Annotated in this window: 8 protein-coding genes; 5 read left to right on the top strand and 3 right to left on the bottom strand. The window is 67.4% G+C overall.

From position 1 onward, the window contains the following. The first annotated feature begins 83 nt into the window (after window positions 1-83). The 5 genes from MVF96_RS22760 (at window position 84) to MVF96_RS22740 (ending at window position 8153) form a co-directional block, all read left to right on the top strand. The gene (locus MVF96_RS22760) at window positions 84-1760 is read left to right on the top strand and encodes an AMP-binding protein (protein WP_078112573.1); all 1677 of its coding nucleotides are present in this window, start codon (window positions 84-86) and stop codon (window positions 1758-1760) included. A 46-nt stretch (window positions 1761-1806) separates the two neighbouring features. After that, the gene (locus tag MVF96_RS22755; RefSeq protein ID WP_078112574.1) at window positions 1807-3012 is read left to right on the top strand and encodes an acyl-CoA dehydrogenase family protein; all 1206 of its coding nucleotides are present in this window, start codon (window positions 1807-1809) and stop codon (window positions 3010-3012) included. An 8-nt stretch (window positions 3013-3020) separates the two neighbouring features. Continuing rightward, entirely contained in the window at window positions 3021-4097 is a 1077-nt protein-coding gene (locus tag MVF96_RS22750; protein ID WP_078112575.1) for an acyl-CoA dehydrogenase family protein, read from the top strand. A gap of 416 nt (window positions 4098-4513) precedes the next feature. Beyond that, on the top strand, window positions 4514-6211 hold the full coding sequence (locus tag MVF96_RS22745) for an HNH endonuclease signature motif containing protein (protein ID WP_247450593.1): 1698 nt from the start codon (window positions 4514-4516) through the stop codon (window positions 6209-6211). A 295-nt stretch (window positions 6212-6506) separates the two neighbouring features. Beyond that, window positions 6507-8153: an acyl-CoA synthetase gene (locus MVF96_RS22740; protein ID WP_058252868.1), complete on the top strand. Its 1647-nt coding sequence runs from the start codon at window positions 6507-6509 to the stop codon at window positions 8151-8153. A gap of 10 nt (window positions 8154-8163) precedes the next feature. Here the strand turns inward: MVF96_RS22740 and MVF96_RS22735 are convergent, their stop codons facing one another. The 3 genes from MVF96_RS22735 to MVF96_RS22725 all read right to left on the bottom strand — a co-directional run bounded on the left by MVF96_RS22735 (window position 8164) and on the right by MVF96_RS22725 (window position 13513). Continuing rightward, window positions 8164-10659, bottom strand: coding sequence for a polynucleotide kinase-phosphatase (locus MVF96_RS22735; protein WP_058252805.1), 2496 nt, complete (start codon window positions 10657-10659; stop codon window positions 8164-8166). Continuing rightward, window positions 10656-12068, bottom strand: a complete 1413-nt coding sequence (locus MVF96_RS22730) for a 3' terminal RNA ribose 2'-O-methyltransferase Hen1 (RefSeq protein WP_247450592.1) — start codon at window positions 12066-12068, stop codon at window positions 10656-10658. The genes MVF96_RS22735 and MVF96_RS22730 overlap by 4 nt, the downstream gene beginning before the upstream one ends. 164 nt (window positions 12069-12232) lie before the next feature. Beyond that, on the bottom strand, window positions 12233-13513 hold the full coding sequence (locus MVF96_RS22725; protein WP_247450591.1) for a competence/damage-inducible protein A: 1281 nt from the start codon (window positions 13511-13513) through the stop codon (window positions 12233-12235). Window positions 13514-13590: the final 77 nt, after the last annotated feature.

The following is a 13590-nucleotide window of genomic DNA, read 5'->3' as shown; positions in this document are numbered from 1 at the left end:
ACTAATATGTACATATTTAGTGAGACGTGGGTTACTGTAGAACGCGTCACGAGCAATCGGCAAGAGCATCCGGAGGAATCATCATGCGTCCCACGCACTCTCCACGTCCCGATCTCGCCGTGCGCTACCGGGCGGCGGGACATTGGCGAGACCAGACGGTCGATCACTTCCTCGAGCGGGCAGCCGCGCGGTATCCCGACACGGTCGCGGTCATCGACGGCGACCGGCGGCTGACCTTCGCCGACGTGGAACGGGAATCCCTGCGCTTGGCCGCGGCGCTCCACGACCGCGGTGTGCAGCCGGGCGACGTGGTGTCGTTCCAGCTCCCCAACTCGGCCGAGGCGGTCGTCGTCTTCCATGCGATCCATCGGGTCCGTGGTGTCGCCAACCCGATCGTGCCGATCTACCGGGAACGCGAGGTCGGGTTCATTCTCGGCCAGGCGGGCACCAAGGTCGCCTTCGTTCCCGGAACACACCGAGGATTCGATCACGTCGCGATGTATGCAACTCTCCGACAACGACTTCCGGAACTGGACCTGGTCGTCACGACTGACGGCCGGGCAACCGACGGCCAGACCGTCGGACTCGCCGATCTGATCGCGTCCGCGACGCCGGAGATGATCGAGGCGGTGCGCGCGCTGCCGCCCGCCGATCCCGACGACGTGTGCCTGCTGCTGTACACATCGGGGACCACCGCGGATCCGAAGGGCGCGTTGCACAGTCACAACACCCTCGTGTTCGAGAACATGTCGATGATCGACACGTTCGGACTCAACGAGCGCGACGTCGTGTTCAACCCGTCGCCGGTGACGCATGTGACGGGCGTGAACTGCGCCCTCACCCTGCCCTTCCTCCTCGGTGCGCCGGTGGTGCTCCAGGACGCGTGGGACCCGGAGGTCGCACTGACGAGGGTGCTCGAGGAGCGCGCCAGCTTCATGATCTTCGCGACCCCGTTCCTACGTGGCCTTTTGGACGCGGCCGTCGCGCGTGGCGTACGCACACCGTCGGTGCGCTACATCATCTGCGGGGGTGCCGACATCCCGGACTCGCTGGTGACCAGATCCACCGAGGTGCTGGGCACCGTGACGCGGATGTACGGCGCCACCGAGGGGCCGTCGGTGACGTCCGCCAATCGCTCCGACGAACCCCGCCTGCGTACCGGGACCGATGGCCGCGTGCTCGCCCCGACCGAGGTCATCGTGTCCGACGGCGCCGGGGGTATCGCTGCGACCGGCGTCGTCGGTGAGGTGCTGTGGCGCGGGCCCGACACCTTCCTCGGATACCTCGACGCATCGCTCAACGACGAGGCCTTCACCGCCGACGGATTCTTCCGCAGCGGTGATCTCGCCTACTTCGATGCCGACGGTGGAATCCACATCGTCGGCCGGATCAAGGACATCATCAATCGGTCCGGCGAGAAGATCAGCACCCACGACGTGGAGAACGAACTGAGTGAGCATCCCGCGGTCGCCGAGATCGCGGTCGTCGCCGGGCCGGACGCCCGAACCGGGGAGCGGGGGTGCGCCTTCGTGGTCACCCGGGACGCCGTCGACCTCACCCTCGAGGAGGTTCGAGAGTTCCTGTCCGCGAGAGGAATGGCGATGCAGAAGGTCCCGGAGAGCGTGTTCGTCGTCGACTCCCTGCCGAAGACGGCCAGCGGGAAGATCCAGAAGTTCGCCCTCCGCGACTGGACCCGCGACCGCAACACCACACCGCCGCAGATGCAGGCCGTGACCATCTCCGCGGCGCACGAACGGTGAGAAATCCAGCAGGACAGCACGACCGAGCAGGACAGGAACGACGAGAATGACGACGACCGCACCGGGCGCGATCACGCTCGATGACTACGAAGAACAGGCGCGGACCTGGCTCGACGCCGAACTCCCGGCCCGGGCTGCACAGGAGCACGACCCGACCTACGCCATCTTCCACAATCGGACACACGACGAGGAACGTGCGCTGATCGACGCGGCGCGCGCGTGGCAGGCCCGACGCGTGGACGCAGGCTTCGGCGCGATCACCTGGGGCCCGGACTGGGGCGGGCCGGGTCTCACCGCGGGCCACGAACGCGTCTACGTGAACCTCGAACGCGGGTACCAGGCCCCCGACCGGCACGAGAACGTCCTGGTGACAGTCGAACTGGTGGCGCCGACCCTGCACGCACTCGGGACCGACGAGCAGCGGGAGCGGTTCGTCCGCCCCTTCCTGCGCGCGGACGAGCTGTGCTGCCAACTGTTCTCCGAGCCCGGGGCGGGTTCGGACCTGGCCGGCTTGTCGACGAAAGCCGTTCGGAGTGGGGACACCTGGCGGATCAACGGCCAGAAGGTGTGGAGTTCTGGCGCGCAGTTCTCCGAGTGGGGTCTGCTCATCGCCCGGTCCGACCGGTCGGCGCCGAAACACAAGGGCATGACCGCATTCATGGTCCCGATGGACACGCCCGGCGTGGAGGTGCGGCCGATCCGACAGATGTCCGGTGGGTCGACGTTCAACGAGGTCTTCCTCTCCGACGTCGAACTGCCCGACGCCCTGCGGGTCGGTGCCGAGGGCGACGGATGGAAGGTCGCGCTCACCACACTCGGTTTCGAGCGGAACTCGAGCGCCGGGATCGTCAGTGCCGGCGGCAACAGCGTCGACCTCGCCCGCCTCGTCGACCGTCTCGGACTGTCCGACGACCCGCTGGCCCGGCAACGTCTCGGCGATGCCGCGATCTACGAGCGGGCGGCGGCGCTCATGGTGGCGCGCTACGCCGAACGTGAACGGGCGGGTGCCGTGCCGGGCGTCGAGGGCTCCATCGGCAAACTCGTGTGGACGCAGAACCTGAAGCGCGTCGGCGACGCCGCGGCGTCGTTCCTCGGCGACCGGATCGTCGCCGACACCGGCGAGCCCGACACGTTCGCATGGTCGGAGCATCTGCTCGGCGCACCCGGGTACCGCATCGCGGGCGGCTCGGACGAGATCCAACGGAACATCATCGGCGAACGCGGCCTCGGACTGCCGCGCGAACCCCTCTAGGAGTACACATGCCCATCGAACTCACCGTGGAGCAGCGCGATCTGCAAGCCGCCCTCACCGATGCGTGGTCGGAACACGCTCCGGCGCAGGATGTCTGGCCGTCGATTCGGGAACTCGGACTGACCGAGATCCCGTTTCCGGAGGATCTGGGCGGGGCCGGGTACGGGGTGAAGGACGCGTCGGTCGTGATGACCGCCCACGGTCGCTGTCTCGGTTCCTCGCCGTACCTCTCGTCGGTGATCATGGCCGGCCTCACCCTGCTCCATGCCGCCGACGACGAGGGGCGACGGGCACACCTGCCGGCCATCGCGTCCGGGGAGCGGCGCGCCGCGCTCGTCTGCGGCCCCGCCGTGGTCTCCTCGTCGATCGGTGCGGAGGTCACCGATGAGGGAACGCTTGTCCTGAACGGACGGCAGGACGTCGTCCTCGACGCGGCGTCGGCCGACGTGCTCGTGGTCGTCGCGCACACCGCGTCCGGTGTGGAACTCGCCGTCGTCGACGGTGGCGCTGCCGGCATCGGCCGCCACCAGCGTGAAAGCCTGGATCTCACACGAGAGTTCGCGACTGTCGAGTTCACCGGTGTCGAGGCGACCCGGGTGTCGGGCCCGTATCTCGAGGAGCGGCTGCGCCGGGTTCGGTCGCTGCTGATGATCGCCCTGGCTGCCGAGCAGGTGGGTATCGCCCGCCGGTGCCTCGAGATGACGGTGGACTACGCGAAGACGCGTCAGCAGTTCGGTCGCACGATCGGATCGTTTCAGGCGCTCAAACACCGCCTCGTCGACATGCTCGTTGCCACCGAGCTCGCCGAGGCGACGGTCCTCGACGCCGCGGATGTCGACCGCTTCGACGACGCGGATCTGGCCGAGCGGGCCGCGTCGGCTCGCGTGCTGGCCTCGCGGGCCGCCATGTACGCCGCGGAGGAGGCCATCCAGATCCACGGCGGGATCGGGTTCACGTGGGAGCACCCGCTGCATCACCACTTCCGGCGGGCCAAGACCGACCAGCTGTTGTTCCAGGACGACGACGTGCACGTCGACACCGTCGCGCGCGCCATGCTCGGACGGGCCCGCGCGGCGTCGGTGTGAGCGCCGGCGGAGTGGTTCCGGATCGGCGCGTTCGACCTACTCGTCGTCGCTGACCTGCGGAGCGCTCGGCGCGCAGCCGCGAAATCCGTCGCTGGGTTGAGCCGGCCCCGAGCGGAGCGAGGTGCCCCTCCCCGCGCTGGTTGAGCTGGCACACCTCCGCTGGTTGAGCCGGCAACGAGCCGTTAGGCGAGTCGCCCACCCCCGCTGGTTGAGCCGGCAACGAGCCGCTAGGCGAGTCGCCGTGTCGAAACCACCTGGCAACCCGACGAACTCAGCCGCCGCCAACCCGGACGGCACCACACCGCAACGCCCAGAGCCCATTTCGTCGACAACGATGTCACTCCTGTAGAGACTCAACCGGAATTGTCGGTGGCCGGGTTTACATTGTTTTTCAACGGATCACCTGGTCGCAGCGGGTGAGTGGACAGGCGTCGGGGGGCGTGGTGAAGGCGTGGACCGATCTACCGGGCGAGTTCGTCGCCGGGGTCGATCCTGCCCACGCCGCAGAGACCGACATGGTCATGTTGATGGCCGGCCTCGACGCCACCCGGCGCGGCGAGTCCTACCTCGCCTGGCACCAGTATCAGACGATCGCAGCGATGACCGACCGCCTGATCACCACCAGCGCGTCCGGGTTCGTCATGGACGGCCATGCTGACTGCGCGGCCCGCATCGCCCGCCAGGCCGGGGTGTCGCGACGGCATGCCGAAACCCTCATCGATGAGGCCATCGCGCCTCGCGACCGGCTCCCCGAGGTTGCCGACACCCTGCGTGACGGGGTCCTGTCGCAGTGGCAGATCCGGCTGATCATCTCCCGCACCGAACTGATCCCCACCGACGACCCGATCACCCCCGCGTTGGATGCCGAGATCGCCGACACGGTGCGTCGCCGAACAGGTGTGTGGGATCGGGCCCGCCTGCGGGACATGGTCGACCGCCTCGTCTTTCGCCACGACCCCGACGCGGTACGCCAACGCCGCCAAGACGCCATGGACCAACGTGGGGTATGGAGCCACGAACTGCCCGACGGCACCGCCGAACTCACCGCCGTGATGTCGGCGGAAAACGTGCGGATCTCGGCCAAAGCCGTCGCCATCCTCGCCGACACGGTCTGCAAGCGGGATGCCCGCACCCAGGGGATACGACGATCCGATGCGATGTTCGCGCTGCTGACCCGCACCAGCTTCGACTGCCAGTGCGACGATGAACAGCCGTGCACTGCCGACATCCCAGACCCACAGAGCGTCCTCGACGCGGTCCGCGCCGAGATCGTGATCCATGTGGTGACCGATGCCGCGACCCTGGCCGGGGCACCCGGGGTCGGGTTCCTCGACGAACACGGCATCATCAGCGACGAACACGTCCGTGACCTCGCCGCCCGCCCGGACGCCACGCTGTCCCCGGTCACCCCCGCCCGCACCGCGCCCATCTATGTGGCCGGCAGCACCAATGACGATGACCAGCGGCGGAGTGCGCACGGCCCGGCACCAGCCGAGGACACCCGAGCCGACAGCGAGAAGCATTCCACCGCAACCCACTTCGGCGACTCGACCGATGTCACCGCCGCGGGTGTGGCGGTGGTGTATCCGGCGACCCATCCCGGCAACGGGTATCGGCCCACCGCGTCGTGTGCTGATTTCGTGCGGGTGCGGGACGGGTATTGCACCGAACCCGGCTGTACCCGTTCGGCATTCGCGTGCGATCTCGACCATGTCACCGAGTACGACCACACCGACCCCGCCCGGGGTGGGGCGACGTCGAGTGAGAACCTCAACACCAAATGCCGCCCCGGTCACCTCTTCAAGACCCACGGGGACTGGGTTGATGTGCAGTACCGCGACGACGACGGTCGCCTGGTCACCGAATACGAAACGCCCGAAGGGGTCACTCTGCCCGGCGACGCCGAGACGCTGGAAGACACCTTCCCGAACCTTCGGCGGATCCGGTTCGAGCAAGCCGCCCAAGCCCCACCCACACCACGGGTCATCGCCTCCGACAACCCGGAGCGCACACACAGCCGACTGGACGCCAAACTGGCCCGCCGGCGACAAGAACGCGCCCGAAACAAACGAGCCCGCGAAGAACTCGACCGCATCGACCCACCGCCGTACTGACCCGAGAGCACGTGGGGCTCCAATCTGATGACGCGAGTTGTCAGACTTGGTAGCCTGTCGCCACGAGATCGCCGTTCGGTCGACCCCATCGGGACGGCGAACGGTGACCTGAGTGCGAAATGCGGTGAACTGATCAGTGTGACAACCGATTCGGGTGAAACGGACATCGGTCGGCATGGTCGGCATATCCTGCACCTGTGGCACGGCTGGTGACGACGGTGACCAGGGTGCGTCGGGCGCGCAGCGAACCGGAAGAGAGCGACGACGCGGCCCAGCCGCGGAAGGTGGGGTGGACATGGTCTCGGTGACCGGTGCGGTCGGCACGGTGGTGGAATCGGCGCAGGATGCCTTTGGGGCGTTCAAGGTCCTGCGGCGATCGGGTCTCGTGGATCCGACGAAACCCAAGGAGCTGCTGACCACGGTCAAGCGGGCCAAGATCATCGGTCCGTGTGCGGCGGCTGTGGCACACGGTGCCGACGAGTATCCCGAGGCCGGAGCCGTCGCCGACGAGCACGGCGAGCTCACCTTCGGTGAACTCAATGCGCACGCCAACGCACTCGCCAACCACCTGCTCGCGTCCGGCATCAAGCCGGGATCGGTCATCGGCGTCATCGCGCGGGACCACCGGGGTCTGCTCACCACCATGAGCGCCGCGGGCAAGGCCGGGTTCCGCCTGGCCATGATGAACACCGGCTTCGGCAAGACCCAGTTCGCCGAGGTCGCCGAACGCGAGAAGATCGTGGCGATGCTCTACGACGAGGAGTTCACCGACCTCGCCGACTCCCTCCCCGCCGACACCCTGCGCATCGTCACCTGGATCGACGGCAACCGCCCCGTCGGCGACGGCGTCCAGACCCTCGACGACATCGCAGCCACCGGCGATACGTCGACTCCGCCCGAACCAGCCGCGTGGGGTGGACTCGTCATCCTCACCAGCGGCACGACCGGACTGCCCAAGGGCGCCCAGCGATCCAAGATGTCACCGTTCGCCAGTGCGCTTCTGCTGGACCGGATCTCGTTGCCGCAGCGCAGCGCCATGGTGATCGTCTCGCCGATCTTCCACTCCACCGGTTTCGCATTGTGGGGGGTGGGGACGGCGCTGGGCAACAAGACCGTGGTGATGCGTCGGTTCGACGCGGAGAAGACCCTCGCCGCGATCGCCGAGCACAAGGCGGAGGTGCTGGTCGCCGTCCCGACCATGCTGCACCGCATGGTCGCCCTGGGTCCCGACGTCATCGGCAAGTACGACGTGTCGTCGCTGAAGATCGTCGTGCTCGCGGGTTCGGCTCTGTCGCCGACACTTTCGGAAGCCATTCAGGACACGTTCGGTGACGTGCTCTACAACCTCTACGGCTCCACCGAGGTCGCGATCGCCACGGTCGCGCAACCGAAGGAGCTGCGTCTGGCACCGGGGACGGTGGGCCGCGCACCGGTCACGAGCCGACTCGCGCTCTTCGACGACAAGGGCAACCGGATCTCCGGGACCAACGTGCGCGGCAGGCTGTTCGTGCGCAACGGCGCCCCGTTCGAGGGGTACACCGACGGCCGCAACAAGGAGATCATCGACGGTTACATGTCCACCGGCGACATGGCCCGGTTCGACGAGCACGGGCTCCTCCACATCGACGGCCGCGACGACGACATGATCGTCTCCGGCGGCGAGAACGTCTACCCGCTCGAGGTGGAGAACCTGCTCGGCGAGCATCCCGACATCGACGACGTGGCGGTCATCGGCGTCGACGACGACGAATACGGAAAACGTCTGCGCGCCTTCATCGTCGCCGCCGAACATGCGAACCCCACGCCTGAGGACATCAAGGCGCACGCCAAGAAGCACCTCGCCCGGTACAAGGTGCCCCGCGACGTCGTCTTCGTCGAAGACCTGCCTCGCAACCCCACCGGCAAGCTCGTCCGCCGGCACCTCCCGACCGGCCCGCTCTGACCCGCAGCGGTTACAGCCGCGGGTCCACGGCCTCCGACTCCATCGCGAGGACGCCGAACACGCATTGGTGAATGCGCCACGTCGGCTCTCCTGCCACTGCTCGACGCAGCGCCTCGAGCCCTAGGGCGTACTCGCGCAGCGCCATCGACCGTTTCAATCGGAGGTTGCGGTTCTTGAGCCGGGCGAGGGTCGCCGCTTCGGTGTAGTCGGGGCCGTAGATGATTCGCAGATACTCACGACCGCGGACTTTGAGCCCCGGCTGGACGAGGCCCTTCGGTCCGCGGACGAGATTGTCGAGCGGCTTGACGACCATTCCCTCGCCGCCGCTCGCGGTGAGGTCCTCCCACCAGCTGACGCCTGCTGCGCGCGACGATGCATCGGCTGTCTCCACGACGAGGCGTCGGGTGGGCCGGAACAACTCCGGGTCGGAGGCGACCAGGCGATCCGCAATGCCGAGGTGCCACTCGTGATCGCGGGTCTCATACGTCGCGGCATCCGTGGCGAGAAGTTGGAAGGGCGCCACCTGGATTCCCAACGGAGTGTCGATCGGTTGCACGTGGTGACGATAGGAGTCGACGAAGCGGTCGGCGTTGGCGGCGCGCGACCGCACCCTGGTGAGCAGATCATCGACATCGATTCCGCGCGCGGCTGCGACCGCCAGTACGTCGACCGCCGCCGGCAGTGCGTGCGTCGCCGCGGCGCCGACCCGGGCGTACTGGCTGCGAATCATGGCCTCCGCCTTCGCAGTCCACGGCAGCAGTTCAGCGTCGACGAGTATCCAGGTCGCGTCGAGGTCCGTCCACACACCGGCGCGGGTCACGGCATCGGCGATCCGCGACAGCAGTTCCGTCTGCCGTTCGTCGGAGAAGAAGGCGCGTCCGGTCCGCGAATGGATGCAGCCGGACCCGTCGCGCGCCACCCGGACGATCCCACGGGACCCCATGTGCTTCTCTTCGCAGACCACCCGGCCGATCGAGTGCTTCGCGTAGAATCCGAACGCCTCATCCGGGTGCTCCAGCAGTCCATCGCGCGACGAGCTGTCCACCGGCGACATCGTCGGCGGCAAGTAGAGCAGCTCGGCCGGCGGAATCGCGAATCTGCTCATCACCTCCAAGGCGCCGGCGGCGGTCTCGTCTCGCAAGGACACCCGACCCATGTGATGGGTGTCGACCACGCGCTGACCGAGGACGTCGGTCAGGGTCAGCACCTCGGGGCGGCGCGGCGGCGGGACCAGCGGACGGACGGGTTCGTAATACGTCGCTCGTGCCTGTTCGGACACCACCTCGCGCTCGGGGTAGCGCAGTGCCGTGAGGCTGCCGCCGAAGACACATCCCGTGTCCAGGCACATGGTGTTGTTGACCCACTCGGTCTCGGGCACCGGAGTATGTCCATACAACACTGTTGCCGCGCCTCGATATTCAGTCGCCCACGGGTAACGGATCGGCAGACCGAACTCGTCGGTCTCGCCGCTCGTGTCGCCGTATAGTGCGAACGCCCGCACCCGCCCGGACGCCCGGCCGTGATACTTCTCGGCCAATCCCGCGTGCGCGACCACCAGCCTGCCGTCGTCGAGTACGTAGTGCGCGACGAGACCATCGCAGAATCGCCGCACCTCGGCGACGAACTCAGTGTCCTCTGCGGCCAGCTGATCCAGTGTCTCCTGCAGGCCGTGTGTGGGCTTGACGTCTTTACGGCCAAGAGCACGCACGAGTTTCGCCTCGTGATTGCCCGACACACACAGCGCATTGCCGGCAGCCACCATGCCCATCACCAGGCGCAGCACGCCCGCGGAGTCCGGACCGCGGTCGACGAGATCGCCGACGAAGACTGCTCGGCGGCCATCCCGGTGCGCGGCGTCCACGCAGCGTCCCTCGTCGTCGCGGACGACCGCATATCCCAATCGCTCGAGCAACGCCACGAGCTCGTCGCGGCAACCATGTACGTCGCCGATCACATCGAACGGGCCGCGCTCGTCTCGGCGGTCGTTGAACAGACGCGTCCGCACGATCGACGCCGATGAAACGGCTTCGACAGAATCCAGGACGTGGATCGTGCGGAACCCTTCCCGTTTGAGGCTGCGTAGCGACCTTCGTAGCTGGTCATGCTGACGCTTCACGACGTGCGCGCCGAAGTCCCGATCCGGCCGAGCGGCGTTGCGCTCCAGCGCCAGTGCGACCGGAACGTCGAGGACGATCGCCACCGGGAGGACATCGTGCTCCTTGGCCAGCGCCAACAACGACTTACGCGCGGACGCCTGCACATTGGTGGCATCGACGACGGTGAGCCGGCCGCGGTCGAGTCGCTTGCCGACGATGTACTCGAGCACATCGAACGCATCCGACGTCGCGCCCTGTTCATTGGGGTCATCCGAGACCATCGCTCGGCAGTCGTCACTGGACACGACTTCCGTCGGAAGAAAGTGGCCGGCCGCGAAGGTCGACTTGCCGGAACCCGTCGTACCGATCAGGACGACCAGGGACAGTTCCGGAATACTGAGCTCGGTCATGCGTTTGCCCGTCCCGTCGACAGTTGTGCAAACACAGCCATCTGCGTCGGCGGCCCGATCGCGTCGTCGTGCTCGCCCACCGGTCTGAAATCGACGACATAGCCGTAGGATTCACACACCGCACCGGCCCAGGTCTCGAATTCCCGGCGCGTCCACTCGAAACGGTGGTCCGGGTGTCGAAAGCCGCCGTCGACCAGAGCCGGGTACCGCACGTTGTACTCGCTGTTGGGTGTCGTGACGACGATGCGGCGGGGCCGCATCGTCCCGAAGACGTTGTCGACGACCGCCGGGAGCCGTGCTGGATCGATGTGTTCGATGACCTCCATGAGAATTGCCAGATCGAGGCCTTCGAGGCGATCGTCCTCATACTGCAGCGACGACAGCAACAATGTGAGGCGCTCGGATTGACGCTCGGTCATCCGGTCGACATGCAGCCGATTGGCCGCCTTCGACAGGGACGAGTCGGACACATCTGTGCCGATCACCCGTGTCACGCCGCGCAATTCGAGCAACGCACCGAGCAGAGCTCCCGACCCACATCCGAGGTCGACGATCGTCGCCGGTCGGTACTCGCGCACGACGTCCAGAACCGCGTCGTGCCTTGTCCGCACCAGCGGGCGCGAGACATCGGGATCGTCGTCTTCCGCGGCGTCCTCGACCGGCCGGTCGTCCAGTTCGACCAACCGTTGTGTGGCAGCATCTTTCAGCCCGCGCTGGTGGGCCAGGTAGCGATGGGTGATCAGCTCCCGCTCCGGATGGCCGGCCAACCATCCCGATCCGGCGCGGACGAGCTTGTCCACCTCGTCGTCACCGACCCAATAATGTTTGGCATCGTCGAGTACCGGCAGCAAGACGTAGAGGTGATTGAGTGCCGCGGCCAGACGAAGCGATCCGACGAGGGCCAGGGACACGAGCGGCGCATCACCCCAATCGGGTCGCGTGGCATCCAGCTCGATGGCCTCGGCGGTGACAGTCCAACCCATGGGTTCGAAAAGGCGGCACAACAGGGAGGGATCGCCCGGGACCACCGGTAGGGTGATCGTCAGATCCAACTTCGAGTCCGCAAGCTCTTGGCGACTCGCGCAGCGCCCATGGAGCGCAGACCGGAAGACCTTTCCCATCGCCACTGCCAGCAACGACGAGGCGACGTAGGGCCGATCGTTCACGTACTGGCCCAACGCGAACCCGTCGCGCGTCCCGGATCGTCCTCGCACCAACGCAACCGGGTCGACCTCCACCAGGAGCGCGGCTGTGCAGCGAACATCGGTGACCTCGGGGTAGAAGACGTGCGCCGTTCCGCCGTACACGTCGAAGGGCTGCACCTTCTCCGGATGCTTGTGCAGCAGAAAGCCCAGATCGCTCGGGGTCTCGAGCGTGGATGAACGTTCGGCCGAGATGGTCAACAGCATCAGGACAGTCTGACCTACTGCGCATTGCCGGGAAACAGATTTCTGGGCGGCGGCCCTTCGAGGCTCGTCGCTTGCGCTCCTCGCACCTCAGGGAGCAATGGAGCGTCGCCTCTTGCGGGTTTGAGGAGCCGAGGATCGCTGCACTAAACCACCGCAGGGTCGTGTCAGGCGGAGGCGTCGCTGAGCGCGCGTACGACGAGATGCAGTGCGGCAGTGGTGGTCAGCGACCGGACACGATCGCGGCCACCGGGGAATCTGCGGGTGACGGTGACCGTGGGCCGGTCTCGTAGAGCCACCCCGAAGCACACGGTGCCCACCGGTTTTGTCTCGGTGCCGCCACCGGGACCGGCCACTCCGGTGGTCGACACCGCGACATCGGTTCCGAACCGTGCGAGCGCACCCTCGGCCATCGCGGCGGCGACCTCCTCGCTGACGGCTCCGTGCGTGGCGATGAGCTCGGCCGGGACGTCGAGCAGATCCGACTTGGCGTCGTTGGAGTACGAGACCACGCCGCCCATCACGTACGCCGACGAGCCGGGCCGGTCGGTGAGCCGCGCCGCGACGAGTCCGCCGGTGCACGATTCGGCGGTCGCGATCAGTCGCCCGTCCAAGGCGGCGACCAGGAGATCGTCGATCGTGGAACCGTCGGTCGAGAAGATCTGCCGCCCATGATGTTCGACGAGGAGGTCGAGGAGGGAGTCGTAGACCGACGCATCAGCTGCGGCGAATCGGGTGACCATGTCGAGTTCGCCTCGCCGCAGGCACGTGGTGATCTCGAGTTGCCCGAAGGCGGGGATCGCGGTCTCCGCCGATCGCAGTGTCTCGGCGAGTTCCGCTTCGAGGAGACCGTAGGCGCGGATGGTCGCCTGCCGCAGATCGTCGGCGCGGGACAGGACGTCGGCGACGGCAGCCGTGGCGATCGCGGTCGGCCACATCGCCTGGAGCTCCGAGGGCGGGCCGGGCAGGACGACGATCGTCGGCACGCCGGCGGCAGCGGGGATGACGACACCCGGCGCGGTGCCGGTCGGTGGTACCGGAACCGCCCCCACCGGTACCAGGGCCTGCTTGCGGATACCCGCCCTCGTCGGGCCGGAATCGACGTCGAATCCGATCCCGCGCCAACGCTGGATGATCGCGGCGATGTGCTCCTCGAGTCCGGGATCGAGGAGTAGTTCGCGGCCGCAGAACTCGGCGACGGTGGCGACGGTGAGGTCGTCGGCGGTGGGGCCGAGCCCGCCGCTGGTGACGATCAGATCCACCTGCTGCTCGGCGAGGAAGCGCAGTTGCGCGGTGAGGTCGGCGGGCCGGTCGCCGCAGATCGTGATGTGGGCGACGTCCACCCCGAGTTCGAGGAGTTCCTCGGACAGCCAGGGCCCGTTCTGGTCGGTGATCCGGCCGGTGAGGACTTCGGTTCCGGTGACCACGATGCCTGCGCGCACACTCACGCCATCGAGCCTAGTAGGCCACCGACGCAGAACGCGCCCCCGTCAGAGGGCGCGTTCCACGGTTCGGTGCGAACTGC

It is taken from the genome of Gordonia hongkongensis (assembly GCF_023078355.1).
In the GTDB taxonomy this organism is placed as follows: Bacteria; Actinomycetota; Actinomycetes; order Mycobacteriales; family Mycobacteriaceae; genus Gordonia; species Gordonia hongkongensis.
The sequence above is the reverse complement of the archived record's forward strand: the minus strand, read 5'-3'. Positions and strand labels throughout refer to the sequence as shown.